The sequence below is a fragment of the Curtobacterium sp. MCBA15_005 genome, from assembly GCF_001864855.1.
Lineage (GTDB): Bacteria > Actinomycetota > Actinomycetes > Actinomycetales > Microbacteriaceae > Curtobacterium > Curtobacterium flaccumfaciens.
In genome coordinates this window covers 81,466-107,915 of sequence record NZ_MJGL01000089.1, presented here as the reverse complement: position 1 = coordinate 107,915, position 26,450 = coordinate 81,466, and the positions used below count along the sequence as shown (strand labels likewise).

Below are 26,450 nucleotides of genomic sequence, written 5' to 3'. Positions count from 1 at the left end.
GGAGGTTGTGGAGAACCGTAACAACGGAAATCGTCGCGAAACACGGTGTTCACAACGGAATCCCTTGCGCACCCCGAACCTCGCTGCCATGCTGTCCGGCATGGCGGCAGCACCACGACGTCCGGGACCGATCGACGACACCTCGAAACGGATCATCGAACAACTCCAGGCGGACGGGCGCCGCCCGTACGGCGAGATCGGCAAGGCCGTCGGTCTCAGTGAAGCGGCGGTCCGACAGCGCGTGCAGAAGCTGACCGAGACCGGCGTCATGCAGATCGTCGCGGTCACCGACCCGATGCAACTGGGCTTCCACCGCCAGGCGATGATCGGCATCCGGGTCAGCGGCGACACCCGAACCGTCGCCGATGCCCTGGAGCAGCTGCCGGCGGTCGACTACCTCGTGATGACCGCCGGCAGCTTCGACCTGATGGTCGAGGTCGTGTGCGAGGACGACGACGACCTGATCGAACTGCTCAACGGCACCATCCGGGCCATCCCGGGCGTCGCCGGCACCGAGACCTTCGTCTACCTGCAACTCCGCAAACAGCTCTACGACTGGGGAACGCGATGACCATCTCCGACCAGAAGACCGAACAGCCCACCCGCCTCGGCTCGTACGACCCGTTCGCACCGGTCGACGACGCCGACCTGCAGCGGAAGTCCCGGGACCACCTGTGGATGCACTTCGCCCGGCACGGTGCGAACCAGGCCGGTGCCGACGTGCCGATCATGGTGCGCGGCGAGGGCCACCACGTCTACGACAGCCACGGGAAGGAGTACATCGACGGGTTGTCCGGCCTGTTCGTCGTCGCCGCCGGGCACGGGCGGAAGCGCCTGGCCGAGATGGCCGCGAAGCAGGCGGAGACGCTGAGCTTCTTCCCGATCTGGTCGTACGCGCACCCCGCGGCGATCGAGCTCGCCGACCGGCTGGCCGAGCACGCCCCCGGTGACCTCAACAAGGTCTTCTACTCCACCGGCGGCGGCGAGGCGGTGGAGACCGCCTTCAAGCTCGCGAAGTACTACTGGAAGCTCCAGGGCAAGCCGATGAAGCACAAGGTGATCTCCCGTGCGGTCGCCTACCACGGCACCCCGCAGGGCGCCCTGGCGATCACCGGCATCCCGGCGATGAAGGAGATGTTCGAGCCCCTGACCCCCGGTGGCTTCCGGGTACCGAACACGAACTCGTACCGCGCCGAGGAGATGGGCTTCCCCGGCGGCACCGAGGAGCAGTTCGGCTTCTGGGCGGCGGAGCGGATCCGCGAGATGATCGAGTTCGAGGGCCCCGACACCGTCGCCGCGGTGTTCCTCGAGCCGGTGCAGAACTCGGGCGGCTGCTTCACCCCGCCGCCCGGGTACTTCCAGCGGGTGCGCGAGATCTGCGACGAGTACGACGTGCTGCTCGTCTCGGACGAGGTCATCTGCGCCTTCGGCCGGATCGGCACGATGTTCGCCTGCGACACCTACGGCTTCGTGCCGGACATGATCACGTGCGCCAAGGCGATGACCTCCGGGTACTCCCCGATCGGCGCGACGATCATCAGCGATCGCCTGTTCGAGCCGTTCTCCAAGGGGGACACGACCTTCTACCACGGCTACACGTTCGGGGGGCACCCGGTGTCGGCCGCCGTCGCGATGGAGAACCTCGACATCTTCGAGGAAGAGGGGCTGCTCGCCAACGTGCAGCAGAACGCCCCGCTCTTCCGCGCCGAGCTCGACACCCTGCTCGACCTGCCGATCGTCGGGGACGTCCGCGGTGACGGCTACTTCTACGGCATCGAGCTCGTCAAGGACAAGGCCACCAAGACGACCTTCGACGACGACGAGTCCGAGCGGCTGCTGCGCGGGTTCCTGTCGAAGGCACTGTTCGACGCGGGGCTGTACTGCCGGGCCGACGACCGCGGTGACCCCGTCGTGCAGCTCGCACCGCCGCTGACCATCGGGCAGCCGGAGTTCCGCGAGATGACGTCGATCCTGCGGAGCGTCCTGTCCGAGGCCTGGACGAAGATCTGACCGTGGGCGGCTACCGGGGCGTCTCGTTCTGGCTCGACCAGCTCGCGTCCACCGGACGCGACGACCTGACGCCCCGGCCGCCGCTCGACGGCGACACGACGGCCGACGTCGTGATCGTGGGCGGTGGACTGACGGGTCTCTGGACCGCGTGGTACCTGCACCGGGCCGACCCGGGCCTCCAGATCGTCGTCCTGGAACGCGAGATCGCCGGCTTCGGCGCGTCCGGTCGGAACGGCGGCTGGTGCTCGGCGCTGTTCCCGCGGTCCGCCTCCGCGATCGCCGAGGAGCACGGGCGCGACGCCGCCCTGGCGCTCCGGGCCGCCATGCGCGACACCGTCGACGAGGTCGGCCGCGCCGCGGCCGAAGCCGAGGTCGACTGCGACTACGTGAAGGGCGGGACCGTCCTGTACGCACGCTCCGCCGTGCAGGAACGCGCCGCCCACGACGAGGTCGCGTCCTCCGCGGCATGGGGCGACGACATGACCTGGCGACCCGCTCGAGCGGGCGACGCCGCCGGATCGGCGGGTGTCGCGTGGACCCCGGACTGCGCGCGCGTGCAGCCCGCCGCGTTGGTGCGTGGCCTCGCGGCCGCCCTGGAGGCCCGTGGCGTCCGAATCGCGGAGCACACGCCCGTCTCGTCCTGGGATCGCGGGCGTGTGGTCACGTCGCGTGGCACCGTCACGGCGGGCGCCGTGGTGATCGCGGTCGAGGGCTACGGAGCCCAGCTGGAGCAGACGAAGCGGCGGATCCTGCCGCTGTACTCGCTCATGATCGCGACGGCCCCGCTGCCGGCGTCCGCGTGGGAGCGCATCGGGCTCGAGCACGGGCAGACGTTCTCCGACTACCGGCACCTGCTCGTGTACGGGCAGCGCACGGCCGACGACCGGCTGGCGTTCGGCGGCCGCGGAGCCCGCTACCACTGGGGGTCCTCGATCACGCCCGGGTACGACCGGGTGCCGCGGGTGTTCGAGCACCTGCGGAAGGCCCTGGTCGACCTGTTCCCCGTCGTCGCGGACGCCCCGGTCACCCACACGTGGGGCGGACCGCTCGGGGTCCCGCGTGACTGGTGCGCCTCGGTGACCTGGGACGGCCACGTCGGCAGCGCCGGCGGGTACGTCGGGGACGGCCTGTCGACGACGAACCTGGCCGGACGGACCCTCGCCGACCTCGTGCGCGGCGAGTCGACGGCACTGACCGCGCTGCCGTGGGTGAACCACCGATCGCCCGACTGGGAGCCCGAGCCGCTGCGGTTCCTCGGGGCGAACGCGGGACTCGTCGCGACCGACCTGGCCGACCGCGAGGAAGCGCTGACCGGGCGGCCGAGTCTGGCGGCCCGGCTGATGGCACCGCTGACCGGAGGACACTGATGGCTGCCGGTCTCGACGCCGACGTCGTGGTCGTCGGGGCGGGGATCGCCGGGCTCGCCGCCGCCCGGGCGCTCGCACTCGGCGGGCAGCGAGTCGTCGTGCTCGAGGCCCGCGACCGGATCGGCGGGCGCACCTGGACCGATGCGTCACTCGGGGTGCCGGTCGACCTCGGCGCCTCGTGGATCCACGGGGTCGACGGCAACCCGCTCTGGGCCCTGGCGTCGGCGTTCGGCATCGACACCGTGGAGTTCACGGTCGGCAGCTTCCAGTTCGACGGCCGGCCGATCGCGTGGCACGACCCGTCCGGCGCCGCACTCTCCACCGAGGACACGTCGGCGTTCGTGGCGGACCTGCACACCGTCGACGCGGCCCTCGACGCCGTCGTCGCGCAAGCGCCCCCACCCTCGACCTACGCGGCCGCCGTCGACACCGTGCTGCGGTCGCTGCAGTGGCAGGGCGACCGGGCCGCACGGGTCCGCGAGTACACGGCTCACCGCTCCGAGGACCTCTGCGGTGCCCCCGTGACCGTCCTCGACGCGCACGGCCTCGACGAGGAGCACGTCCCCGGCGACGAGGTGGTGTTCCCCGGCGGCTACGCCCAGTACGCCCGCGCGCTGGCCGAGGGTCTCGACGTCCGGCTGTCGTCGATCGTGCGGTCGGTGACCCAGGCCGGCGACTCGGTGACGGTGGGACTCACCGACGGCACCACCGTGGTCGCCCGGCAGGTCGTCGTCACGGTGCCGCTCGGGGTGCTGCAGGCCGGCGACGTGGTCTTCACTCCGCCCCTGTCCGCACCGGTGACCGGAGCGCTCGACCGGCTCGGGATGGGCACCTACGACAAGGTGTTCCTGCGGTTCCCCTCACGGTTCTGGGGCGACTCGTGGGTGGTCCGGCAGCAGGGGTCCGTCGGGGTCGACTGGCACTCCTGGTACGACATGTCCCGGGTGACCGGTGCGCCGGTGCTCGCCGCCCTGGTCGGTGGTGCCGGAGCCCGTCGGCTCGAGACCCTGCCGGACGCCATGGTCGTCGACGAGGGGGTGGTGGCGCTGCGGAGGATGTTCGGCGCGTCCGTCCCCCGGCCCGAGGCGTTCCGGATCACCCGGTGGGCCGAGGACCCGTTCTCGCGGGGCTCGTACTCGTACCTGCACGTCGGGGCGTCACCCGACGACCACGACCTGCTCGGCACCCCGTCCGGCCGGGTGCAGCTCGCCGGCGAGGCCACCTGGAGCGACGACCCGGCGACGGTGCACGGTGCGCTGCTGTCCGGGCTGCGCGCGGCCGGGCGGTTGCTCGGCACCCAGGTCGAGCCGCTCTCGCTCGCCGACCCGCTGTCCAGGCCCTGAGCGCCACACCCCCGCGGGTGTCGGCCCGTGCGACACTCGCTCCGTGACCCCGACGAGGACCCGACCGAGACACGAACACCGGGCACCGGTGGCCGTCGCGGTCCTGGTGAACCTGGCGCTGAGCCTGTTCCTGCCGGACGAGGTGCTGTTCTTCCCGTCGTGGGTGGTGCCAGTCCTGGGCGTCCTGCTGCTCGCCCCGCTCATCGTCTTCAACCCGCGGCGTCTGACGCGCGAGACCACCTGGTCACGGTGGCTGTCGTTCGCGCTGGCGGCCCTGCTCACCGTCGCCAGCCAGCTCACCGTCGTCCGGACCATCACCGAGCTGCTCGGCGGGCACGCGGACGGTGCGGCCGTGCTGCTCACCGCGCTGCAGGTCTGGGTGAGCACGATCATCGTGTTCGGGCTCGTCTACTGGGAGCTCGACCGCGGGGGTCCGGTGGCACGGCGTCGCCCCGAGCTGTGGGCGAGTGCCGAGGCAGACTTCCAGTTCCCGCAGGAGACCGACCCGAAGACCGCGGACTGGCGGCCGGTCTACCTCGACTACCTCTACGTGGCGATGACGAACATGATGGCGTTCAGCCCGACGGACACGATGCCGATGACCGTCCGGGCGAAGATGATCATGGCCTACCAGGCGCTCAGCGGGTTCATCCTGCTGGCGCTGGTCATCTCGCGCGCGGTCAACATCATCAGCTGACCCTCCCGACACGACCCGACGGGCACCCCGCGCGAGATGCGCGGGGTGCCCTGGGGCTCAGCCCTTGCGCCACAGCTCGAGCAGGAACCGGGCCACGGTCACGAGCAAGCTCGCGATCCCCAACCACGGCACTCGACGGCCGCGACGCGGTTCGGTGTCGTTCGACATCGGACCACCTTCGTGTCAGCGCCGGCGGACACGAGAAGCGCAGGCCGAGGGATGCAACTCGCTCGACGAGCGCGTTACACTGGCTCCGAGTTTCAGGCTCGGGACCCAGTTCGTCCCTCGTTCTCCACTCGGAGGACAAATCGAAGCCCACCACTGTTGCTGCAGTGGTGGGCTTCTTCTCTGCCCGGGCCCGCGTCCCGGCGACGACACGGAACCCGAGACCAGCATACTGATATTCGAGGGTCGAAGCCGGGGTCTTGCGTCAATTGATCGTGTGATCAACAATGGCGCATGGACGTCGTCACCGCACCCTCGCTCCCGTCGCCGCTGCACGCCGACACCGGCGCACCCCGCCGGTCCCTCCGCGTCGCCCTCGTGCAGGTGCGGTGGCTCCCCGACCCGGACGAGCACCGGGCCCAGCTCGCCGACGGCATCGCGACCGCCGCAGCGCACGGAGCCACCGCGGTGTTCCTGCCCGAACTGACGCTACGCCGCTACCCGGGCGACTCCCCGGCGAGCGGGACCCCGAAGGACCTCGCCGAGTCGCTGCAGGACGGTCCGACCGTCGCCTTCGCCCGTGCCCAGGCGATCGAGCACGGGGTGTTCGTGCACGCCTCCCTCTACGAGCGGCCGGATGACGACGACCAGCCCGACGACCCGCGCGGGTACAACACCGCCGTCCTCGTCGGGCCCGACGGCACCCTGGTCGGCCGGACCCGGAAGACCCACATCCCGATCAGCGCCGGCTACCACGAGGACACGTACTTCCGCCCGGGGACGGACGACGACGCCTTCCCGGTGTACGAACCCGCCGGACTCGGTGCGCGCCTCGGGCTGCCGACGTGCTGGGACGAGTGGTTCCCCGAGGTCGCCCGTTCCTACGGCCTCGCCGGGTCCGAGGTGCTCGTGTACCCGACGGCGATCGGCTCCGAACCGACCTTCCCCGACTTCGACACCGCGCCGATCTGGCAGCGGGTGATCGTGGCGAACGGCATCACCGCCGGACAGTTCATGGTCGTGCCGAACCGGTGGGGTGACGAGGGCGACATCACGTTCTACGGCTCGTCCTTCATCTCGGACCCGTTCGGCCGGGTGCTCGTCGAGGCGCCCCGTGACGCGAGCGTGGCGCTCGTCGCCGACCTCGACCTCGACGCCCGGACGGAGTGGCTCCGGCTGTTCCCCTTCTACCTGACCCGGCGACCCGACCTGTACGCCGGGCTCGTCGACCCCGTCGACGAGCAACGCCACGCGTACGGCGCACGCGACGCGATCGACGCGGCCCTGGCCGTGGAACCGGCCACCGCCGGGCGCGGGGCGCGCGCATGACGTGGGTGATGCCTCCCGAGACGGCTCCGCAGGAACGCACCTGGATGGCGTTCCCGCGCCCCGGCCTGACGCTCGGCGACGACGCGGCGAGTGCCGAGGCCGCGCGCGCGGCGTGGGCGACCACGGCCAACACGATCAGCGAGCACCAGCCGGTGACCGTCGTCGTGGACCCCGTCGCACGCGCGGATGCCGCTCGCCTGCTGTCGTCCGACGTGGACGTGCTCGAGGCGCCCCTCGACGACTTCTGGATGCGCGACATCGGTCCGACGTTCGTCGTCGACGACGACACCGGGCGACTCGGCGCAGTCGACTGGGTCTTCAACGGCTGGGGGGCGAACCCGTGGTCGACCTGGACGCGTGACGCCGAGGTCGCCGCGACGGTCGCCCGTGCTGCGCGAGCCTCGCGGATCCCGTCGTTGCTCGTCAACGAGGGCGGGGCGATCCACGTCGACGGCACCGGCACCGTGCTCGTGACGGAGACGGTGCAGCTCGACCCGCGCCGGAACCCGTACGCCGACCGGGAGCGCGTCGAGCTGGAGCTGGCGCGCACGATCGGCGCCACACGGGTGATCTGGCTGCCCCGCGGTCTGACGCGCGACTACGACGGCTTCGGCACCCGGGGGCACGTCGACATGGTGGCGACCTTCGCCGACCCGAACACGGTCCTGCTGCACGCCCAGCCGGATGCGGGTCACCCGGACCACCTGGTCATGCCCCAGATCCGGCGAGCGCTCGAGCAGGCGACCGACGCGACGATCATCGAGTTGCCCGCCCCCTCGACGCTGTCGGACGACGGTGGACCGGTGGACTGGAACTACGTGAACCACGTCGTGGTGAACGGTGCCGTGATCGCCTGTGCGTTCGGCGACCCGGTCGCTGACGACCGCGCCAGGGGCATCCTCGCCGAGGCGTACCCGGGCCGACGGGTCCGCTCGATCGACGCGCGACAGGTGTTCGCGCGCGGCGGCGGGCTGCACTGCATCACGCAGCAGCAACCGGTGGCCTGAACCACCGCCGCGGTGTACAGCGGGTGCCGATCACCTGTACACCGCGGCCGGTCCACCCACTGCCGACCCGTCGGTATGGTGCTCCGAACTGATCCGGGCGACGCTGCCCGGCCCCGAAGAGCAGGGAAGTCACATGGCATCACCGATCGCGGTCACCGCGCCGGCAGCACCGGTGCGCGGCGGGTCGCTGAAGCGGAGCCTCGGGCTCTGGGCGATCGTCGGACTCGGCCTCGGCTACATGACCCCGACGGTCGTGTTCGACACCTTCGGCATCGTCTCCGGGCAGACCGACGGCGCGGTGCCGAGCGCCTACCTCATCGCACTCGTCATCATGGCGCTCACCGCGATCAGCTACGGGAAGATGGTGCGCGTCTACCCCGCGGCCGGTTCCGCGTACACGTACGTCCGGGAGTCGATGCACCCGAACCTCGGCTTCATGGTCGGCTGGGCGTCACTGCTCGACTACCTGCTGCTGCCGATGGTGAACGCCCTGATCATCCGGCTCTACCTGGAGCAGGTGTTCCCGGAGCTGCCCCCGTGGGTGACCGTCGTCGTGTACACGGTGTTCGTGACGACGGTGATCTGCCTGTCGATGCGCGGCACGTCGAACCTCAACATGGTGCTGCTCATCGGTGCGGTCCTGGCGATGATCGCGTTCGTGGTCTTCACCGTGATCGAGCTCACCCACGGTGCCGGTGCGGGCACGATCGTCAGCGCCGAACCCTTCGTCCACGACGGCGTGACGATGTCGGCCCTGCTCACCGGGGCGACGGTGGTGTGCTTCTCGTTCATCGGCTTCGACGCGGTGACGATGTACACGGAAGAGGCGAAGTCGATCCGCATCATGCCGAAGGCGATCATGCTGACCGTCCTGCTCGGTGGCGCGATCTTCCTGGTCTCCGCCTACTTCGCCCAGCTCCGCTTCCCCACCAACGCACCGTTCGGCGAGTTCACCGACGACCCGCTCCCCCAGATCGGCCTGCTCGTCGGCGGTCCGGCGTTCCAGGCGGTCCTGGTGTCGGCCGGGTTCGTCGCCGCACTCGCCTCGGGTCTCGCGTCACACGCCAGCGTCGCCCGCATGCTCATGGTGATGGGTCGGAACAACGTGCTGCCGAAGCGGGTCTTCGGCTACGTGCACCCCCGTACGCACACCCCGGTGTTCAACGTGGTCTTCGTCGGCGCGGTCACCCTGCTGGCGATGAGCTTCTCACTCGACACGATCGCGGCCTACATCAACTTCGGCGCGCTCATCGCGTTCACCTTCGTCAACGCCACCGTGATCGTGCACTTCGCGATCCGGAACGGACGCCGTCACACGGCGGGCGACCGCTGGCGCTACATCGTGCTGCCGGGGGTCGCGATGCTCCTGACCGGGGTGCTCTGGACGCAGCTCCATGCCGACGCCCTGATCGCAGGAGGAGTGTGGGCGGCGATCGGGTTCGTCTACCTGCTCGTCATCACCAAGGGCTTCCGGGTCGCACCGAAGGGCTTCGACGAGAACCAGCCCGTCACCGGTGTGAACAAGCAGCTCACCGACCAGGCCTGACCGCCACCACGAGAGGACGCCATGTACGCCGTCACCGACCCCACCACGGGCACGACCCTCGAGACCTACCCGACCATCACGGACGCCGAGCTGCACGACGCCGTCGCAGCCGCCGACCGCACCCACACCGAGTGGTCACGGACGACGACGGTCGCCGACCGCGCGGCCCTGCTCCACCGGGTCGCGGACCTGTACCGGGAGCGGCACGCCGAGCTCGCCGCCACGATCGTGCGCGAGATGGCGAAGCCGATCGACCAGGCCGAAGGCGAGGTCGACTTCTGCGCCGACATCTACGACTACTACGCGGACCACGCCGAGGCGTTCCTGGCCGACCAGCCGATCACCCTGGCTGACGGGTCCGAGGGGTCCGCGTTCATCCGCAAGGCCTCCATCGGCGTCGTGCTCGGCATCATGCCGTGGAACTTCCCCGCCTACCAGATCGCCCGGTTCGCCGGACCGAACCTGGTCATCGGCAACACCGTGCTGCTCAAGCACGCACCGCAGTGCCCGGAGTCCGCCCTGGCCATCGAGCGGATCTTCCACGATGCCGGCTTCCCGGACGGCGCCTACACGAACGTGTTCGCGACGAACGACCAGGTCGCCGACGTCATCGCCGACCCGCGCGTGCAGGGCGTCTCGCTCACCGGTTCGGCGCGCGCCGGTGCCGCGGTCGCCGAGATCGCCGGCCGGAACCTGACGAAGGTGGTGCTCGAACTCGGCGGCTCGGACCCCTTCATCGTGCTGTCCACCGACGACCTGGACGCCGTCGTCGAGTCCGCAGTCACCACCCGGCTCGAGGGCAACGGCCAGGTCTGCAACGCCCCGAAGCGGTTCCTGGTGGTCGACGGCCTGTACGACGAGTTCCTGGCGAAGTTCACCGCGGCGATGTCGGCGGTCGAACCGACCGATCCGAGCGTGCCCGGTGCCGAACTCGGTCCGTTGTCGTCCACGGCCGCGGCCGACCGGCTGCAGGAACAGCTCGCTGCCGCCGTCGAGCAGGGTGCGACCGTCGTCACGGGCGGCGACCGCCAGGGCAACGCCTTCCTGCCGACGATCCTGACCGACGTCACACCGGACAACGACGCCTACCGCGAGGAGTTCTTCGGCCCCGTCGCCGCCGTGTACCGCGTCGCCGACGAGGACGAGGCGATCGCCCTGGCCAACGACACCCCGTACGGCCTCGGTTCGTACCTGTTCACCACCGACGCCGATCAGGCACTCCGGGTCGCCGACCGGATCGAGGCCGGCATGGTCTACGTGAACATCGTCGGCGCGGACAGCCCGGAGCTGCCGTTCGGTGGCGTCAAGGGCAGCGGCTTCGGCCGCGAGCTCGGCCCCCTGGGGGCCGACGAGTTCGTGAACAAGAAGCTGATCCGCATCGGCTCCTGACGCCCCGGACCCGGGTGACGGACGGACGGGAGGCGCGGTGCCAGCTGGCACTGCGCCTCCCGTCCGTCCGTGGGTCGCCGCTACTGCTGCGGGTCGGCGGGCTCGCCGCCGGAGTCCGTGTCGCTGTCCTGCTGCGGGTCCTCCGTCGCGTCGCCCGTGGGCGACCCGTCCGGCAGGTCCTCGGTGTACTGCTCCTGGTCCTTGGTGGGGTCGCTCGACCCGTTCGCTGCGTCACTCATGGCCCGGACGGTACGCGCCGGCGCCTGGACGGGGCACCCAGCCGTAACCCGCCGAGGTGATTACCGTGCCGCAGTGGGCTGTGGAACGACCGCCAGGATCTCCTCGGCGACCTCGCGCCCGATGCGCACGGCACCGTCGACGTGCTGGTAGCCCTGCCCGGCCAGGTCGCTCGAGGCGAACCGGATCGGACCGACCGCGGCGCGCTGGTCGGCGCCGTACCGGACGAGCCCGCCCAGGTCGAAGCTCGCCGCGTAGGCGCCGCGCGTCCACTCCTCGGTGCCCCAGTCGCTCTCGTAGTAGACGACGGGCGACAGGGCCTCGTCGCCGTAGTAGTGCGCCAGCGAGGCGAGCACCCGGGCCCGGCGTTCCTCGGTCGACAGCGCGAACAGGTCGTCGGCGTGCTGGTCGGAGACGAACCCGACCAGGGTCCCCTGCTCCGAACCGTGCGAGGTGTTGTCGTACGCCTCGTGCACGACCTCGTACGGGCTGAACGCGGTGCCGGACAGGCCCGCCGCACGCCAGAAGGGACGGTCGTAGACGGCGTGCACCTTGATCACGAAGCCCATCGACAGGTGCTGGTGCAGCTGGTGCTGGCGTCGGGGCAGCGGCGGCTCGTACGAGATCCGCGAGTACAGGGGCGGCGGCACCGCGACGAGTGCCTGTCGGGCGTGCACCTCGATGCCGCCGTCGGCGAGCGCGACGACCCCGTCGTCGCCCCACCGCAGCGTCCGGACCGGCGCGTTCAGGTGCACGTCGTCGCCGAGGCGCTCGGCGAGCCGCTCGGACACCTGCTGCATGCCGCCGACGACCCGCTTGTCGAGGATGAAGTCAGCGTCGACCAGGTTGGTGAAGCTCCCGGCGGACGCCGCCATCAGCAGGGCCTGCAGCGCCGAGAACGCGTGCGCGGGCTTCGTGAGCATGGCGCCGGCGATGAACAGCTCGACGTTGTCGGTCGCGACCCGGTCCGGGCTGAGGTCGTGCAGCCAGGCGCGGAACGAGACCTCGTCGAGGGCGGCCGCGTCCGGGGTCTCCCAGGGGCGGGTCGGGTCGACCTTCGCGACGTACTCGTCGACGACGGCGACGAGCCGTTCGATCTCGTTCGCCGTGGCCTCGGGCAGGGGGAAGATGTCGCCGGTGTACTCGGTCCGGGTGCCGTCGGCGTCGACGTAGACGCTGGAGCCCTCGCGGTACCGGTCGTACGTCTGCAGGCCGAGCTCGTCGAGGGTCTCGAGCAGTGCGGTCTGGTCGGGCGAGACCCACTGCCCGCCGATCTCCAGGGTCACCCCGTCGATGTCGTTCGTCCAGGTGCGGCCCCCCACGCGGTCGCGGGCCTCGAGCACGGCGACCCGCAGGCCGGCGGCCCGCAGGCGGTTCGCGGCGGTGAGACCGGCGACACCGGCTCCGATGACGACGACGTCCTTCTCGATCATCGAGCTGCTCCCTGTGCGGTCGTGGTGCTGTCGGTGTGCCGGAACGGGTCCGGGGTGAGCGTGTACATGGTCTCGAGGTACTCGGCGATGCCCTCGCCGCCGCCCTCGCGACCGAGGCCGGACTGCTTCACGCCGCCGAACGGGGCCGAGGCGTTCGACACGACACCGGTGTTCAGCCCCAGCATGCCGGTCTCGAGCCGCTCCATCAGGCGCTGCCCGCGTGCCGGGTCCTCGGTGAACGCGTAGCCGACCAGACCGTACTCGGTGTCGTTCGCGGCGGCCACGGCCTCGTCCTCGGAGCGGAACGTGCGGATCGCGAGCACCGGCCCGAAGATCTCGTCGTCGAGGATCGCACTGCCGGGTCGTACGTCGGTCAGGACGGTCGGTGCGTAGAAGGTGCCGGGCCCGTCGACCGGGTGTCCGCCGGTCCGGAGCGTCGCCCCGCGCTCGACCGCGTCGGTGACCAGGCGGTGCGCCTTGTCCACGGCTCGGGCGTCGATGAGCGGCCCGATGGCCACGCCGTCCTCGGTCCCCCGGCCGACCCGCATCGCGGCGACCCGCTCGGTGACCCGGCGGGTGAACTCGTCGGCGACGTCCTCGTGCACCAGGAACCGGTTCGCGGCGGTGCAGGCCTGGCCGGTGTTCCGGAACTTCGCGGCGAGCGCGCCCTCCACCGCCAGGTCGAGGTCGGCGTCGGCGAACACCAGGAACGGGGCGTTGCCGCCGAGTTCCATGCTCGTCCGGAGCACGTTCTGCGCCGCCTGGCGGAGCAGTGTGCGTCCGACCGGCGTGGAACCGGTGAAGGACAGCTTGCGCAGGCGCCGGTCGGCGATCACGGGTGCGGAGACGTCGGCGGCCCGGGTCGTCGGGACGACGTTGACGACGCCGGCGGGCACACCTGCCTCGACGAGCAGGTCGGCGAACAGCAGGGTGGTCAGCGGCGTCAGTTCGGCCGGCTTCACGACGACGGTGCAGCCTGCGGCGAGCGCCGGTGCGATCTTGCGGGTCGCCATCGCCAACGGGAAGTTCCACGGCGTGATCAGGAACGCGGGTCCGACGGGCTTGTGCGAGACGGTGGCGCGGCCGGTCCCCTCGGGGTTGGTGCCGTACGAACCACCGATCCGGACCGCTTCCTCCGAGAACCAGCGGAGGAACTCGCCGCCGTACGCGACCTCGCCGCGGGCCTCGGCCAGGGGCTTGCCCATCTCCAGCGTCATCAGGAGCGCGAACTCCTCGCGTCGCTCCTGCAGCAGGTCGAAGGCGCGGCGCAGCACCTCGGCGCGCTGCCGCGGGGGCGTGGTCGCCCAGCCGTGCCGTGCGGCGACGGCAGCGTCGAGCGCCTTCCGGCCGTCCTCGGGCGAGGCGTCGGCGATGTGCAGGAGTGTTTCGCCGGTCGCAGGGTCGACGACGGCGAAGGTACCGCCGTCGGCCGCCGGCTGCCAGGCACCGTCGACCAGGAGGCCCGTGGGGACGCGGTCGAGCACCGCCTGTTCGGCGGCTGGTCCGGTGGCGTCGGGGACGCTGGGCCACGCTGTGGCGGGGATCGTCGCGCTCACGACGCGGCCAGCCCGTCGAGGACGACGGTCAGGCCGTCGCGGAGCAGGTCGTCGTCGATCGACAGCGGCGGCAGGAAGCGCACGACGTTGCCGTACGTGCCGGCCGTGAGGGCGATGACGCCGTGCTCGAACGCGTGCTGCACCACCCGTCCGGTGAGCCCGGGGTCGGGATCACCGGTGGCGGGGTCGACGAGCTCCATCGCGACCATCGCACCGCGGCCGCGGACGTCGCCGATGCGGGGGTCGTCGGCCTGCGCGCTGCGCAGGGCGTCGAGCAGGACCGCACCGATGGCTCCGGCGCGCTCGACGAGTCCGTCGTGCTCGAAGGCGTCGATGGCCGCGAGGGCCGCGGCGCAGGCGATCGGGTTGCCGCCGTACGTCCCGCCGAGGCCGCCGACGTGGGCGGAGTCCATGATCGCCGCACGCCCGGTCACACCGGACAACGGGAGTCCGCCGGCCATGCCCTTCGCGGTCGTGACGACGTCGGGCACGATCCCCTCGTGCTCGCTGGCGAACATCGCGCCGGTGCGGGCGAACCCGGTCTGCACCTCGTCCGCGATGAACACGACGCCGTTCGCGGTGGTCCACTCGGACAGCGCGGTGAGGAACCCCGGTGCCGGGACGACGAAGCCGCCCTCGCCCTGGATCGGTTCGATCAGGACCGCGGCGGTGTTCAGAGCTCCGACCTGCTTCTCGATCTGGCTGATCGCACGCTTCGCCGCCTCGGGCCCAGACAGCCCGTCGTGGAACGGGTACGACATCGGGACGCGGTAGACCTCGGGTGCGAACGGTCCGAAGCCGTTCTTGTAGGGCTGGTTCTTCGCGGTCAGCGCCATCGTCAGGTTCGTGCGGCCGTGGTAGGCGTGGTCGAAGACGACGACGGCCTGCCGACCGGTGTGCTTCCGGGCGATCTTGACGGCGTTCTCGACGGCCTCGGCCCCGGAGTTGAACAGCGCCGTCCGCTTCTCGTGGTCGCCGGGGGTCAGACGGTTGAGTGCCTCGGCGACGGCGACGTACCCGTCGTAGGCGGCGATGGTGAAGCACGTGTGCGTGAAGGCGGCGACCTGCTCGGCGACCGCAGCGACCACGCCGGGGTGGGCGTTGCCGACCGACGTCACGGCGATCCCGGACCCGAGGTCGACGAACGAGTTGCCGTCGGCGTCGACCACGACGCCGCCACCGGCCGCGACGACGGCGATGGGCACGGCGACGCCGACCCCGGCCGCGACGGCACCGGCCTTCCGGGCGAGCAGCTCCTGCGATCGCGGGCCGGGGACGGCGGTGACGAGCCGTCGCTCCTGGGGCAGCGAGGGGCCGCCGGTGGTCGCTCGGGTCGCGGACGCTGCGGTGGAGGACATGCCGCGATGGTAGGAGCCACCACCGCGCACTCGTACTGTCCACGGCGTACATCGGCCCCCGGCCAGATCGACCTGGTGGATAGGGTGACCGCATGCCCGCAACGCTGCGCTCCCTGCTGCACCGGCGTGAACTCCACCTGCGCCCGCTCACCGACGCGGACGAGCACGCCCTCGATGCCCCGCTGTCCTGGCTGCACAGCTCGGACCTCGAGGACCCGACGCCGTTCCTCGCCGAGGGACAGGGACTGCTCACGACCGGCACCCAGTTCGGTGCCGAGGCCGAGGTGCGCGACGACGTCGCCGAGGCCTACGTCCGGCGGCTCGTGGACGGCGGTGTCGTGGCGCTCGGCTTCGGCACCGAGGTGGTCCGGGCCGGCACCCCCGATGCCCTGGTCGCCGCCTGCACCCGGAACGGACTGCCGCTGTTCGAGGTGCCCTACGAGACCTCCTTCATCGCGGTCGCGCAGGCCAACGCCGAAGCGGTCGCGCGGGACGCCAACGCACGCGGTGCCTGGGCCCTCGCCGCGCAGCGGGCCATCTCGTTTGCCGCGATGCGACCGGACGGACTCGGCGCGACCATCGCCGAGCTGTCCCGGCAGCTCGACGGGTGGGTCGGCCTGTTCGACGTCTCCGGGCGGCTCGACCGCGGACACCCCGCCGACGCGCTGCCCGCTGCCGACCTCGACCTCCTGCGGACCGAGGCGCTGCGGCTGCTGCGCTCCGGGCAGCGGGCGAGCCTGCCGGTCGCCACGGACCGGGGCGTCGGGTACACCCTGCAGACGCTCGGCAGCGGCGGGCACCTGAGCGGCGTGCTCGCGATCGCGAACGGCGGAGCCCTCGACCGGGCCGGACGCGAGGTCGTCACGGCCGTGATCGCCCTGGCCGGCCTCGCCCTGCAGCAGAACCGCGAGCTCGCCCGTGCCCGCGGACTCCTGCGCACCGGACTCCTCACGATGCTGTCCGTCGGCGAACCCGAGGTGGTGCAGGCGACGTCACGCGAGGTGTGGGGGCCGCTGCCCGCCGAACCCGTCCGGATCGCGGCCGTCGACGTCCCCGACCACGAACTGGACACCGTGGTGGACCTGCTCGAACTGTGGGTGCAGGACCGTCCGGGGCACCTGTTCTTCGCGGTCGACGACGCCCTGTTCCTCTGCGTGAACGCGGACGAGACCGGGATCGTCGGTGAACTCGTCGACCGCTTCGACCTGCGCGCCGGCCTGTCCGACGGCGCCGCGTACCGGTCGTTCGGACGCGCCCGCACCGAGGCCGTGCAGGCACTCGACCGACGCCGTGAAGGACGCCCGGGCACCACCGAGTTCGGCGATCTCGCCCGAGAGGGGGTGCTCGCCCACCTCGCCCACGTCGACGTGGACGCCGGTGCCGTCGCCCGCGCGTTCCTCGCCCCGCTGCTCGACCACGACCGCACGGCCGGCACCGAGCTCACGGGCACCGTCCGGACCTGGCTGCAGGAGAACTGCGAGTACGACCGCACCGCACGGGTCCTCGGCATCCACCGGCACACCGCCCGCGCCCGGGTGGAGCACGCCGGTCGGCTCCTCGACCGTGACCTCTCCGTCTTCTCGACCCGGGCCGACCTCTGGGCAGCCTTCGTGGTCGACGGCGCGTGACGCGCGGATACGGTGGGACGATGCCGTCGACACCGGCCCGCCGGCGCCTGAGCCCGGCCGAACGCGGAGCCCAGATCACGGCGGCCGCCGTCGACCTGGCGCGTGCCGAGGGCCTCGCGGCGGTGACGCTCCGCGGGGTCGCCGCCGTGATCGGGGTCGCGCCCTCGCTCGTCGCCCACTACCGCCCGAGCATGGAGGACCTGGTCGGTGAGACGTTCCGCACCGTCGCGGTGGCCGAGGTCGCCGAGGTCCGCGCGATCGTCGCCGCTGCGCCCGACCCCGTCTCCGGCCTCCGCATCCTGCTCGACTGCATCGCCGATCCCGCCCGCGACGACGTCGCCACCCTGTGGGCCGACGCGTGGAGCATCGGCCGCACGAACGCGGCACTGGCGACTGCGGCACGGGACGTCATGGACGACTGGCAGCTCCTCGCGACCACGGTCGTCGGCGACGGGGTGCGCGCGGGGGTACTGCACACCGACGACCCGGACGGCGTCGGACGCCTGCTCTTCGCGCTCGTGGACGCCACCAACGGGTACGCCCTGGTCGACTACCTCGACCGCCCGACCCGCGAGGGCCTGGTCCGCACGACGATCGCGCGAGCGGTGGGCCTGGACGGGTCAGCCCTGTCGGGGTGACACCCGCCGCAGCGCCACCCACTGCAGCAGCATGATCGTCTTGCCGTCGGCGATCCGACCGTCCGCCACCATCGCGAGCGCCTCGTCGAGCTGCACCTCGAGCACCTCGATGTCCTCGCCCTCGTCCTCCAGGCCGCCACCGGCCTCGACCCGGTCGGCCGGGGTGTACGCGCCGAGGTAGAAGTGCACCCGCTCGGTGACCGAACCGGGGCTCATGAACACGTCGCCCAGGTGCTCGAGCGCACCGAGCCGGATGCCGAGCTCCTCGACCGCTTCACGCCGCACCGCGGTCTCGGGGTCGTCCTCGTCGAGCAGTCCCGCCGCGGCCTCGATCAACATGCCGTCCGGGTGTCCGTTCACGTACGCCGGCCACCGGAACTGCCGCGTGAGCAGGACGGTGCCGCGCTCGGCGTCGTACGGCAGGACCGTCGCACCGTTGCCGCGGTCGTAGGTCTCGCGCTGCTGCCGGTCCCACCGACCGTCACGGCGCCGGACGTCGAGGGTCGTGCGGCGGAGCACGTGCCAGCCGTTCGACACCACCTCGACGTCCCGCACGACGACGTCGGGGTTGCGGTCGAGGGCACGGCCCACGGCGTCGAGTCCGATGCGACCGCGGTCGTCGGGGACGTCGACACCGGGACGGGGGACGGTCGTGCGTTCGTCGGTCACCCGGTCACCGTAGCGGGGCACCTCGGCAGGTCTCCGTCCGCTCGGTACGCTCGACGTGCCGCACCAGGGAGCGGCAGAGGGCGGTGCAGCATGACCAGGACGTTCATCCTCCGACGACCGGACCGACCGCAGGTGGTCACCGTGTCCTTCGTGCTGTGGCTGGTGTGGGTGGCAGCCTGCGTCGTCGCCACCGTGCTCCAGTTCTTCGCGACGGACGCCGCGCTCGGCCAGGCACCGGTCCTCGCCGGGATCGTCGCCCTGGCGCTCTGGGCGCTGGTGACGTGGGCGGTGTTCCGGATGGCCGCGGGCTCCCGCGTCGCGCGCATCGTGCTCGTCGTCGTCGCGGCCTTCCGCGCGGTCCTGAGCCTCACCGGCGGCGAACTCGCGGTCCTGACGATCGCGCTGTCGGTCGTCGCCGCGGTCCTGCTCTTCCTGCCCAGCGCGCGCCCGTTCTTCGCCTCGCGGCAAGGACGGAGAGCCGACCACGGGTTCGACGGGACCGGCGTGTCGGGGCCGAGCCGTGCCTCCAGGCCGGATGTCGACCACACGACGGACGCCGACCGGGCCTGACAGCCGCGAACCGCGGACGACTCCGAGGAAACAGGAAAGGCCCCGGATTCCTCCGGGGCCTTTCCTGTTCTTCGCCTGGTGCGCGAGGGGGGACTTGAACCCCCACGCCGTTTCCAGCACACGGACCTGAACCGTGCGCGTCTACCAATTCCGCCACTCGCGCCAGCCCCGAAACACTACCACGCACAGACGGGTGTCAACGCCAACCACTACCATGCAGTGGTTGACGACCGACGACACGGGAGACGCATGGGCCTGCTGGACAACTTCGAGCGAGGGTTGGAACGCGCCGTCAACGGCGCGTTCGCGAAGACCTTCCGCTCCGGGGTGCAGCCCGTCGAGATCTCGAGCGCCCTGCGGCGCGAGCTCGACACGAAGGCTGCAGTGGTCTCCCGCGAGCGCATCCTCGTGCCGAACGAGTTCACCGTGCGCCTGGCACCGCCGGACTGCACGCGCATGAACGACGTCGGTCGCCCGCTCATCGACGAACTGACCCAGATGGTGCACCAACACGCCGTCGCGCAGAACTACTCGTTCTCCGGCCCGGTCACCATCCGGCTCCAGCAGGACGGCACGCTCTCGACGGGCATCCTGCAGGTCGACTCCACCACCGTGCAGCGCGACGTGGCCTGGATCCCGGTGCTCGACATCGGCTCGCAGCGACACCGACTGCACCGCGGGCGCACGGTGATCGGGCGCGGCAGCGACGCCGACATCACCATCGCGGACACCGGGACGAGCCGGAAGCACGTCGAGGTGCTGTGGGACGGCAAGCACGCCCAGGCCACCGATCTCGGCTCCACGAACGGCTCGAAGCTGAACGGTCAGCACTTCCAGCAGGCGATCGTCGAGCCGGACTCCACCATCGAGATCGGTCGTACCCGTATGGTGTTCCGGGTGATCCCGGAGAACGACGGAGGTGCTCGATGACCACAGGCCTGACCCTGCTCGTCCTGCGCTTCGCGTTCCTCGCGGTGCTCTGGCTGTTCGTCTTCGTGATCGTGTTCGCCCTGCGCAGCGATCTCTTCGGCCAGCGCGTCCGCACGATCCCGACCGATCCCAAGTCGGCGCCGTCCGGACCGAGCACCCCCACCGTCCCGGCTGCGGCGGCCCCCGGCCCCGCCTCGAGCGGTGCGTTCACCGACGTGATCGGGCAACCCGGCGGTGCGCAACGGCCCGCCTCGCCGGCCGCGTCCCGCCTGGTCATCACCGAGGGTGCACGCGAGGGCATGGAGATGCCCCTGGGTGGCGGCCCAATCACGATCGGACGTTCGAGCGAGTCGAACGTCGTGATCCGTGACGACTACACCTCGACCAACCACGCCCGCCTCGACCTCCGCGCCGACGGCTGGCTCCTCACCGACCTCGAGTCCACGAACGGCACCTTCGTCAACGGTCAGAAGGTGAGCGCTCCCGTCCACGTGGCAGAGGGCACGCCCATCACGATCGGGACGACGACGTTCGAGCTGCGGCGGTAACCCGGCATGACCGCTCGCACGCTGAGCGCCGCTGTGTCCCACGTGGGGCGCATCCGCGCGAACAACCAGGACTCCGGCTACGCCGGGGCGCACCTGTTCGCGGTGGCGGACGGCATGGGCGGCCACGCCGGCGGTGACGTCGCCTCGGCGATCGCGATCCGGCGCATCCGCGAGGTCGACCGCGAGTTCCCGTCGGCGCACGACGCCGAGTTCGCGCTGCAGTCGGCACTCATCGCGGCGAACCAGCTGATCACCGAGACCGTGTTCGAGCACCAGGAGCTCACCGGGATGGGCACCACGGTGTCCGCGATGATCCGCGTCGGCGAACAGATCGCGATCGCGCACATCGGTGACTCCCGCATCTACCGTCACCGCGACGGCGAGCTGCAGCAGATCACGTCCGACCACACCTTCGTCCAGCGGCTCGTCGACAGCGGCCGGATCACGCCGGAGGAAGCCGCGGTCCACCCGCGTCGCTCCGTGCTGATGCGCGTGCTCGGTGACGTCGACGCCGCCCCCGAGGTCGACACGGCGATCATGGACATCCAGCCGGGCGACCGCTGGCTGCTCTGCTCCGACGGGCTGTCCTCGTACCTGGCCGAAGAGCGCATCCGCCACGCCCTGGCCTCGAACATGGACGCCAACCAGGTCACGCAGCGCCTGGTGAAGGAGACGCTCGACCACGGCGCCCCCGACAACGTCACCGTCGTGGTGATGGACGTCACGGACACCGAACCCGAGGACGACGACGACGCGGCCACCACGGTCGGCTCCGCTGCAGCACCGCTCACCTTCGAGGCGTCGACCGGCCGCAAGCCGATCCGCCTCCCCACGATCCTGCTGCACCCGCTCAAGGTCACCACCGCGCCCGAGGACTCGCACTTCGAGCCCGAGTCCGACCAGTTCTTCGCCGAGCTCATCGCCGAGGACCGCCGTCGCCGCATCCGCCGCCGGGTGTCCTGGACCGTCGCGCTCGTGGTCGCGGTCGCCGTGCTCGTCGGCGCGGTGTTCGTCGGCTGGCGGATCACGCAGGACCACTACTACGTCGGCACCGACCGCGGCACCGTCGCGATCTACAAGGGCGTGCAGCAGTCGATCGGGCCGTTGGCCTTGTCCGACGTGTACGAGGACACCGACATCACGGTCTCGTCGCTGCCGGACTACACCCGCGAGAACGTCCGCTCGACGATCAACGCGCAGTCCCTCACCGACGCCCGTGACATCGTCGACCGCCTGCGCAAGGCCGCCGCGACCGGCGAGGACCAGGCCGGCACCGGTGGGGACGGCGACGCCAGCTCGTCACCGTCGCCCTCGCCGACCCGATCGCCGTCGCCGAGCCCGACGCGGAGCCCGCGATGAGCAACGCCACGGCCGCCCAGTCCTTCACCCAGGCGATCACGATCAAGCTCCGGGAGCCCGCCCGCGCGCGGAACCTCGAGCTCTTCCTGCTCGTCATCGCGTGCGGCATCTGCGCGGGTGCGATGGTGCTCGTGCAGCTCGGCACCAAGGGCCGGCTGTTCGACCAGTCGGTGCTCTGGGTCGGCGGTGGCATCCTCGGCCTCGCACTCGTCATGCACGTGGTGCTGCGGGTCGTGGCGAAGAACGCCGACCCGTTCATCCTGCCGATCGCGCTCGTCCTGAACGGCATCGGCATCGCCGAGATCTACCGCATCGACGTCCACAACGGCCTGTCCGGCTGGGACGCCATCGGCGTGAAGCAGATCGTCTGGACGATGCTCGCGATGGTCCTGGCGATCATCACGCTCGTCGCCGTCCGCAACCACCGGTTCCTGCAGCGGTACCGCTACATCTTCATGGCGCTGACGATCGTCCTGCTGCTCCTGCCGATGCTGCCGGGCATCGGCACGAACATCGGTGGCGCGCGGGTCTGGATCAAGATCGGCCCGTTCTCGTTCCAGCCCGGTGAACTCGCGAAGATCACCATGGCGCTGTTCTTCGCCGGGTACCTCGTCACCGCCCGCGACTCGCTGTCGATCGTCGGCAAGAAGTTCCTCGGCATGACGTTCCCGCGTGCCCGTGACCTCGGTCCGATCCTGGTGATGTGGGGCGCCGCGATGGCCGTCCTCGTGTTCCAGCGCGACCTCGGCACCGCCCTGCTGTACTTCGGCCTGTTCCTCGTGATGATCTACGTCGCCACGGCACGCATCAGCTGGGTCGCGATCGGTCTCACGCTGTTCATCGGTGGTGCCCTCGTCGCGCAGAGCGTCCTGGAGTACGTGCGCGGCCGCTTCGAACAGTGGCTCGACCCGTTCAACCAAGAGGTCTTCAGCCGCGACACCCAGGCGAGTTACCAGCTCGTGCAGGGCCTGTTCGGGTTCGCGAACGGCGGGATCACCGGAACCGGGCTCGGGCAGGGCAGGCCGTACATCACGCCTGTCGCCAACGCCGACTACATCGTCGCGTCGCTCGGTGAGGAGCTCGGCCTGATCGGCGTCTTCGCGATCCTCGCCCTCTTCATCGTGTTCGCATCGCGCGGCATCCGCGTCGGGTTCATGGCGCAGGACGACTTCGGCAAGCTGCTCGGTGTCGGCTTCGGCTTCATCATCGCCCTGCAGGTGTTCGTGGTCGTCGGCGGCATCACCCGGATCATCCCGGTGACGGGCCTGACGACGCCGTTCATGGCCGCCGGTGGTTCGTCCCTCATCGCCAACTGGATCATCGCCGCGATGCTGCTGCGACTCACCGATTCCATCCCAGCCGAACAGCGTGTCCAGCAGGGCGCGATCCCCGCCGCGAATGGGCGATCTGCGCGCGCGACCAGGAAGGAGCGTCGTCGATGAACCGGCAGCTCCGCGGTGTCTCGACCGTCATCGTGCTCATGTTCGTCGCACTCTTCGTGTCGACGACGTCGATCCAGTTCTTCGCAGCCGACTCGTTGCGCGCCGACTCCCGGAACTCCCGAACCATCTTGGACAGTTACTCAACCAAGCGTGGCGCGATCCTCGTCGACGGCAGCCCGATCGCCGAGTCGACCCCGGTGGACGACCAGTACCAGTACCAGCGGAAGTACACGAACGGCGACCTGTACTCGGCGGTGACCGGGTACTTCACGATCGGGCAGGGCAACACCGGCATCGAGAGCGCGGAGAACACCGTGCTGTCGGGCAACTCCGACGCCTCGTTCTTCCAGAACCTCAACTCGATCCTCACCGGCCAGGACGTCCAGGGCGACAACGTCAACCTGACCATCGACCCCGACGTGCAGCAGGCCGCGTACGACGCACTCGGCACCAACAGCGGTGCCGTCGTCGCGATCCAGCCGAAGACCGGCAAGATCCTCGCGATGGTGTCGAAGCCGAGCTACGACCCGAACTCGCTCACCTCGCACGACACGGCCGAGGTCAAGCGGCAGTACGACGCCCTGCTCGGCGCCGACACCGCCCCGCTGCAGAACCGCGCCATCGGCGGTGACCTGTACACACCCGGGTCGGTGTTCAAGCTCGTGGTGGCCTCCGCGGCACTCGAGGGCGGCAAGTACAACCTCGACTCCACGTTCCCGAACCCGTCGCGACTGCAGCTGCCCGGGACGAGCTCGTACATCAACAACGCCGAGGGCGGCACCTGCGGCGGCGGCGACAAGGTCAAGCTCCGCACGGCCATCCAGTACTCGTGCAACATCCCCTTCGCCGAACTCGGCCAGAAGCTCGGGTACGACGCGATCAAGAGCATGGCCGACAAGTACGGCTTCGGCGACGCCATCGAGGTCCCGATGGCGGCCACCGCGAGCCAGTACCCCGACGTCGACTCGACGGCCCAGCTCATGCTGAGCGCCTTCGGCCAGGCCAGCGTCCGGGTCTCCCCGCTGCAGATGGCGATGGTGTCGGCCGGCATCGCGAACGGTGGCAAGGTCATGCAGCCGTCCCTCATCGACTCGATCACCACGAGCGACCTGAAGACGGTCGAGTCCTTCTCCCCGAAGCAGTACAGTGATCCGCTGTCACCCTCCGAGTCCGCTGACCTCACCGAGGCCATGCAGAGCGTCGTGAACGCGGGGACCGGTACCAATGCCAAGATCGACGGTGTCGACGTCGCCGGCAAGACCGGCACGGCCGAAGGTGGCACCGGCGATCCCTACACGCTCTGGTTCACGGGGTTCGCCCCCGCCAAGGACCCGGAGGTCGCCGTGGCGGTCGTCGTCGGCAACGGCGGCGGGCTCGGGCAGTCCGGAGTCGGCAACACGGTCGCGGCCCCGGTCGCGAAGAAAGTCATGGAGGCGGTGCTGAACAAATGAGACCCACCAGCGGACTCACCTTCGGTGGGCGGTACCAGCTCTCCTCCCGGGTCGCCATCGGCGGCATGGGCGAGGTGTGGCAGGCGACCGACCTCGTCATCGGCCGAACCGTCGCACTCAAGATCCTCAAGGACGAGTACCTCGGTGACCCCGGCTTCCTCGAGCGCTTCCGCGCCGAGGCCCGGCACGCTGCCCTCGTCAACCACGAGGGCATCGCCAACGTCTTCGACTACGGCGAGGAGGACGGCAGCGCCTACCTCGTGATGGAGCTCGTCCCCGGCGAGGCCCTGTCGACCATGATCGAGCGCGAGCACACGCTCCCGGTCGACAAGGTGCTCGACATCGTCGCGCAGACCGCGAACGCCCTGCAGGCGGCGCACGCGGTCGGCCTGGTGCACCGCGACATCAAGCCCGGCAACCTGCTCATCACGCCCGACGGGCGCGTCAAGATCACCGACTTCGGCATCGCCCGCATCGCCGACCAGGTCCCGCTCACCGCGACCGGTCAGGTGATGGGCACGGTGCAGTACCTGTCGCCCGAGCAGGCGAGCGGCCACCCCGCCTCACCGTCGACCGACATCTACTCGCTCGGCATCGTCGCGTACGAGGCCCTGGCGGGTCGTCGTCCGTTCACCGGTGAGTCGCAGGTCGCGATCGCGATGGCACACATCAACGAGCAGCCGCCGCCGCTGCCCGGGGACATCCCGGAGCCCGTCTCGGCCCTGGTCATCTCGTGCATCGCGAAGAAGCCCGCCGACCGTCCCGCGACGGCCGCCAACCTCGCCCGTGCCGCACAGGCGCTCCGTCGTGGTGACGTGGCCGCAGCCACCGTGGCCGTCCCCGCGATCGCGCAGAACGGCACCGTCGCGTTCAACCCGCCGCAGGGCCAGGGGAACGACGCCGCGACCGCACTCATCGGCACCCAGGCCGGCGCGGTGGCCGGCGGCCCGGGCACCCCCGGTTCGCCCGTCTCCGACGATTCCGACGAGCCGAAGAAGAAGCGCGCCTGGATCTGGTGGGTGGTCGGTGTCGTCGTCGTGCTCGCCATCGCAGCCGTCATCGGAGCCTTCGCCCTGAACGGTGCAGGCGACCCGGAGCCCGCTCCGACGAAGAGCTCGAGTTCTCCGAAACCGAGCCGGACCCCGACGCCGACGCCGACCCCCACGCCCTCACCGAGCAGGGTGACGGTGTCCCTGGCGGACTACACCGGCGTGCAGGCGACGGAGGCCCAGGCGCGCCTGCAGCAGCTCGGGCTCGAGGCGACGATCGTCGACGGCGACCCGGCTGCCAACGCCGGTCAGGTCGGCACGGTGCAGTCACTCGACCCCACCGGCAACCTCGAACCCGGCACGCTCGTGACCATCAAGGCGTACACCGCGGTGCCGACCGTCACGACCGCACCCGATGCCCCGACCGCCGGGACGGTCTCGTCGGACGGCAAGGTGACGTTCTCGTGGAACGCCTTCACGGCGTGCCCGGCCGGCCACTCGTTGAGCGGGTACAACTACACGATCAACAACGGCACCGACGGGAAGAACCAGTCCACCGGCACCGTGACCACGACCTCGATCGAGGTCACCGGCGCCGAACCGGGCACGATCTCGCTCTCGTACACGGCGAAGTGCGGCGACCTGACCTCGCCGAGCTCGTCCACCACGAGCGCCACGTGGGAGGCCACCGACGAGCCGACCACCGACCCGACCGAGGGCAACAACCCCAGCCAGGGTCCGCAGGACCCGAACTGAACGCCCCCCCGGACGGGGACTGTCGACACCGTT

Annotated in this window: 23 protein-coding genes and 1 tRNA gene; 18 read left to right on the top strand and 6 right to left on the bottom strand. The window is 70.8% G+C overall.

Annotation, left to right across the window (positions count from 1 at the left end; genetic code table 11):
• Positions 1 to 88: 88 nt before the first annotated feature.
• From BIU89_RS17165 to BIU89_RS17125, 9 genes are all read left to right on the top strand, one after another.
• Positions 89 to 571: an Lrp/AsnC family transcriptional regulator gene (locus BIU89_RS17165; protein ID WP_035809531.1), complete on the top strand. Its 483-nt coding sequence runs from the start codon at positions 89 to 91 to the stop codon at positions 569 to 571.
• Positions 568 to 2,010: an aspartate aminotransferase family protein gene (locus tag BIU89_RS17160; RefSeq protein WP_083404460.1), complete on the top strand. Its 1,443-nt coding sequence runs from the start codon at positions 568 to 570 to the stop codon at positions 2,008 to 2,010. The genes BIU89_RS17165 and BIU89_RS17160 overlap by 4 nt, the downstream gene beginning before the upstream one ends.
• Before the next feature lie 2 nt (positions 2,011 to 2,012).
• The gene (locus BIU89_RS17155) at positions 2,013 to 3,377 is read left to right on the top strand and encodes an NAD(P)/FAD-dependent oxidoreductase (RefSeq protein ID WP_071248709.1); all 1,365 of its coding nucleotides are present in this window, start codon (positions 2,013 to 2,015) and stop codon (positions 3,375 to 3,377) included.
• Entirely contained in the window at positions 3,377 to 4,720 is a 1,344-nt protein-coding gene (locus BIU89_RS17150) for a flavin monoamine oxidase family protein (protein ID WP_071248706.1), read from the top strand. The genes BIU89_RS17155 and BIU89_RS17150 overlap by 1 nt, the downstream gene beginning before the upstream one ends.
• 88 nt (positions 4,721 to 4,808) lie before the next feature.
• Positions 4,809 to 5,417, top strand: a complete 609-nt coding sequence (locus tag BIU89_RS17145) for a DUF1345 domain-containing protein (RefSeq protein ID WP_254791695.1) — start codon at positions 4,809 to 4,811, stop codon at positions 5,415 to 5,417.
• Positions 5,418 to 5,876: 459 nt separating this feature from the next.
• Entirely contained in the window at positions 5,877 to 6,911 is a 1,035-nt protein-coding gene (locus BIU89_RS17140) for a nitrilase-related carbon-nitrogen hydrolase (protein WP_071248700.1), read from the top strand.
• A complete protein-coding gene (locus tag BIU89_RS17135; RefSeq protein WP_071248697.1) occupies positions 6,908 to 7,918 on the top strand; it encodes an agmatine deiminase family protein in 1,011 nt (336 codons plus the stop codon). Before BIU89_RS17140 ends, BIU89_RS17135 begins: the two co-directional genes overlap by 4 nt.
• Before the next feature lie 133 nt (positions 7,919 to 8,051).
• The gene (locus tag BIU89_RS17130; RefSeq protein WP_071248694.1) at positions 8,052 to 9,464 is read left to right on the top strand and encodes an APC family permease; all 1,413 of its coding nucleotides are present in this window, start codon (positions 8,052 to 8,054) and stop codon (positions 9,462 to 9,464) included.
• A 21-nt stretch (positions 9,465 to 9,485) separates the two neighbouring features.
• Complete coding sequence (locus BIU89_RS17125) at positions 9,486 to 10,853, top strand: NAD-dependent succinate-semialdehyde dehydrogenase (protein ID WP_071248691.1); 1,368 nt, start codon at positions 9,486 to 9,488, stop codon at positions 10,851 to 10,853.
• Between the two features lie 80 nt (positions 10,854 to 10,933).
• On the opposite strand, the gene BIU89_RS18735 is transcribed toward BIU89_RS17125, so the two are convergent.
• The 4 genes from BIU89_RS18735 to gabT form a co-directional block, all read right to left on the bottom strand.
• The gene (locus BIU89_RS18735; protein ID WP_155896911.1) at positions 10,934 to 11,092 is read right to left on the bottom strand and encodes a hypothetical protein; all 159 of its coding nucleotides are present in this window, start codon (positions 11,090 to 11,092) and stop codon (positions 10,934 to 10,936) included.
• A 60-nt stretch (positions 11,093 to 11,152) separates the two neighbouring features.
• Positions 11,153 to 12,523, bottom strand: a complete 1,371-nt coding sequence (locus tag BIU89_RS17120) for a flavin monoamine oxidase family protein (protein WP_071248688.1) — start codon at positions 12,521 to 12,523, stop codon at positions 11,153 to 11,155.
• The gene (locus tag BIU89_RS17115) at positions 12,520 to 14,007 is read right to left on the bottom strand and encodes an NAD-dependent succinate-semialdehyde dehydrogenase (protein WP_139179335.1); all 1,488 of its coding nucleotides are present in this window, start codon (positions 14,005 to 14,007) and stop codon (positions 12,520 to 12,522) included. Before BIU89_RS17115 ends, BIU89_RS17120 begins: the two co-directional genes overlap by 4 nt.
• A 68-nt stretch (positions 14,008 to 14,075) precedes the next feature.
• Positions 14,076 to 15,437: a 4-aminobutyrate--2-oxoglutarate transaminase gene (gabT, locus tag BIU89_RS17110; protein WP_071248685.1), complete on the bottom strand. Its 1,362-nt coding sequence runs from the start codon at positions 15,435 to 15,437 to the stop codon at positions 14,076 to 14,078.
• Between the two features lie 92 nt (positions 15,438 to 15,529).
• Here gabT and BIU89_RS17105 point away from each other — a divergent pair, with 92 nt between their 5' ends.
• Both BIU89_RS17105 and BIU89_RS17100 read left to right on the top strand, forming a co-directional pair.
• A complete protein-coding gene (locus tag BIU89_RS17105; RefSeq protein ID WP_071248682.1) occupies positions 15,530 to 17,065 on the top strand; it encodes a PucR family transcriptional regulator in 1,536 nt (511 codons plus the stop codon).
• Positions 17,066 to 17,085: 20 nt separating this feature from the next.
• Positions 17,086 to 17,703, top strand: a complete 618-nt coding sequence (locus BIU89_RS17100) for a TetR/AcrR family transcriptional regulator (RefSeq protein WP_071248679.1) — start codon at positions 17,086 to 17,088, stop codon at positions 17,701 to 17,703.
• Here BIU89_RS17100 and BIU89_RS17095 read toward each other — a convergent pair.
• Positions 17,686 to 18,372, bottom strand: a complete 687-nt coding sequence (locus tag BIU89_RS17095; RefSeq protein WP_071248906.1) for an NUDIX domain-containing protein — start codon at positions 18,370 to 18,372, stop codon at positions 17,686 to 17,688. The genes BIU89_RS17100 and BIU89_RS17095 overlap by 18 nt on opposite strands.
• A 90-nt stretch (positions 18,373 to 18,462) precedes the next feature.
• Here BIU89_RS17095 and BIU89_RS17090 point away from each other — a divergent pair, with 90 nt between their 5' ends.
• Positions 18,463 to 18,942, top strand: a complete 480-nt coding sequence (locus BIU89_RS17090) for a hypothetical protein (protein ID WP_071248677.1) — start codon at positions 18,463 to 18,465, stop codon at positions 18,940 to 18,942.
• A 76-nt stretch (positions 18,943 to 19,018) separates the two neighbouring features.
• On the opposite strand, the gene BIU89_RS17085 is transcribed toward BIU89_RS17090, so the two are convergent.
• A tRNA-Leu gene (locus BIU89_RS17085) sits at positions 19,019 to 19,105 on the bottom strand.
• Positions 19,106 to 19,191: 86 nt separating this feature from the next.
• Between BIU89_RS17085 and BIU89_RS17080 the strand changes: the two genes are divergently transcribed.
• Genes BIU89_RS17080 through BIU89_RS17055 form a run of 6 tightly spaced genes read left to right on the top strand, consistent with a single transcriptional unit; the run spans position 19,192 to position 26,417 of the window.
• Positions 19,192 to 19,872, top strand: a complete 681-nt coding sequence (locus tag BIU89_RS17080) for an FhaA domain-containing protein (RefSeq protein ID WP_017887797.1) — start codon at positions 19,192 to 19,194, stop codon at positions 19,870 to 19,872.
• Positions 19,869 to 20,420: an FHA domain-containing protein FhaB/FipA gene (locus tag BIU89_RS17075; RefSeq protein WP_071248675.1), complete on the top strand. Its 552-nt coding sequence runs from the start codon at positions 19,869 to 19,871 to the stop codon at positions 20,418 to 20,420. The genes BIU89_RS17080 and BIU89_RS17075 overlap by 4 nt, the downstream gene beginning before the upstream one ends.
• A gap of 6 nt (positions 20,421 to 20,426) precedes the next feature.
• Positions 20,427 to 21,779: a Stp1/IreP family PP2C-type Ser/Thr phosphatase gene (locus BIU89_RS17070; RefSeq protein ID WP_071248673.1), complete on the top strand. Its 1,353-nt coding sequence runs from the start codon at positions 20,427 to 20,429 to the stop codon at positions 21,777 to 21,779.
• The gene (locus BIU89_RS17065; protein WP_071248670.1) at positions 21,776 to 23,221 is read left to right on the top strand and encodes an FtsW/RodA/SpoVE family cell cycle protein; all 1,446 of its coding nucleotides are present in this window, start codon (positions 21,776 to 21,778) and stop codon (positions 23,219 to 23,221) included. Before BIU89_RS17070 ends, BIU89_RS17065 begins: the two co-directional genes overlap by 4 nt.
• Positions 23,218 to 24,672 (top strand): peptidoglycan D,D-transpeptidase FtsI family protein, encoded by a 1,455-nt coding sequence (locus BIU89_RS17060; RefSeq protein WP_027466930.1) that lies wholly within the window; start codon positions 23,218 to 23,220, stop codon positions 24,670 to 24,672. The genes BIU89_RS17065 and BIU89_RS17060 overlap by 4 nt, the downstream gene beginning before the upstream one ends.
• Positions 24,669 to 26,417, top strand: coding sequence for a serine/threonine-protein kinase (locus tag BIU89_RS17055; protein ID WP_027466929.1), 1,749 nt, complete (start codon positions 24,669 to 24,671; stop codon positions 26,415 to 26,417). The genes BIU89_RS17060 and BIU89_RS17055 overlap by 4 nt, the downstream gene beginning before the upstream one ends.
• The last annotated feature ends 33 nt before the right edge of the window (positions 26,418 to 26,450 follow it).

Bases quoted from the DNA above. Each gene is read 5' to 3' on its own strand.
- BIU89_RS17080 (WP_017887797.1), top strand. From the start codon at position 19,192: ATGGGCCTGCTGGACAACTTCGAGCGAGGGTTGGAACGCGCCGTCAAC.
- BIU89_RS17130 (WP_071248694.1), top strand. From the start codon at position 8,052: ATGGCATCACCGATCGCGGTCACCGCGCCGGCAGCACCGGTGCGCGGC.
- BIU89_RS17150 (WP_071248706.1), top strand. From the start codon at position 3,377: ATGGCTGCCGGTCTCGACGCCGACGTCGTGGTCGTCGGGGCGGGGATC.
- BIU89_RS17090 (WP_071248677.1), top strand. From the start codon at position 18,463: ATGACCAGGACGTTCATCCTCCGACGACCGGACCGACCGCAGGTGGTC.
- BIU89_RS17070 (WP_071248673.1), top strand. From the start codon at position 20,427: ATGACCGCTCGCACGCTGAGCGCCGCTGTGTCCCACGTGGGGCGCATC.
- BIU89_RS17055 (WP_027466929.1), top strand. From the start codon at position 24,669: ATGAGACCCACCAGCGGACTCACCTTCGGTGGGCGGTACCAGCTCTCC.
- BIU89_RS17105 (WP_071248682.1), top strand. From the start codon at position 15,530: ATGCCCGCAACGCTGCGCTCCCTGCTGCACCGGCGTGAACTCCACCTG.
- BIU89_RS17075 (WP_071248675.1), top strand. From the start codon at position 19,869: ATGACCACAGGCCTGACCCTGCTCGTCCTGCGCTTCGCGTTCCTCGCG.
- BIU89_RS17120 (WP_071248688.1), bottom strand. From the start codon at position 12,523: ATGATCGAGAAGGACGTCGTCGTCATCGGAGCCGGTGTCGCCGGTCTC.
- BIU89_RS17165 (WP_035809531.1), top strand. From the start codon at position 89: ATGCTGTCCGGCATGGCGGCAGCACCACGACGTCCGGGACCGATCGAC.
- BIU89_RS17140 (WP_071248700.1), top strand. From the start codon at position 5,877: ATGGACGTCGTCACCGCACCCTCGCTCCCGTCGCCGCTGCACGCCGAC.
- BIU89_RS17135 (WP_071248697.1), top strand. From the start codon at position 6,908: ATGACGTGGGTGATGCCTCCCGAGACGGCTCCGCAGGAACGCACCTGG.
- BIU89_RS17065 (WP_071248670.1), top strand. From the start codon at position 21,776: ATGAGCAACGCCACGGCCGCCCAGTCCTTCACCCAGGCGATCACGATC.
- BIU89_RS17100 (WP_071248679.1), top strand. From the start codon at position 17,086: ATGCCGTCGACACCGGCCCGCCGGCGCCTGAGCCCGGCCGAACGCGGA.
- BIU89_RS17125 (WP_071248691.1), top strand. From the start codon at position 9,486: ATGTACGCCGTCACCGACCCCACCACGGGCACGACCCTCGAGACCTAC.
- BIU89_RS18735 (WP_155896911.1), bottom strand. From the start codon at position 11,092: ATGAGTGACGCAGCGAACGGGTCGAGCGACCCCACCAAGGACCAGGAG.
- BIU89_RS17160 (WP_083404460.1), top strand. From the start codon at position 568: ATGACCATCTCCGACCAGAAGACCGAACAGCCCACCCGCCTCGGCTCG.
- gabT (WP_071248685.1), bottom strand. From the start codon at position 15,437: ATGTCCTCCACCGCAGCGTCCGCGACCCGAGCGACCACCGGCGGCCCC.
- BIU89_RS17060 (WP_027466930.1), top strand. From the start codon at position 23,218: ATGAACCGGCAGCTCCGCGGTGTCTCGACCGTCATCGTGCTCATGTTC.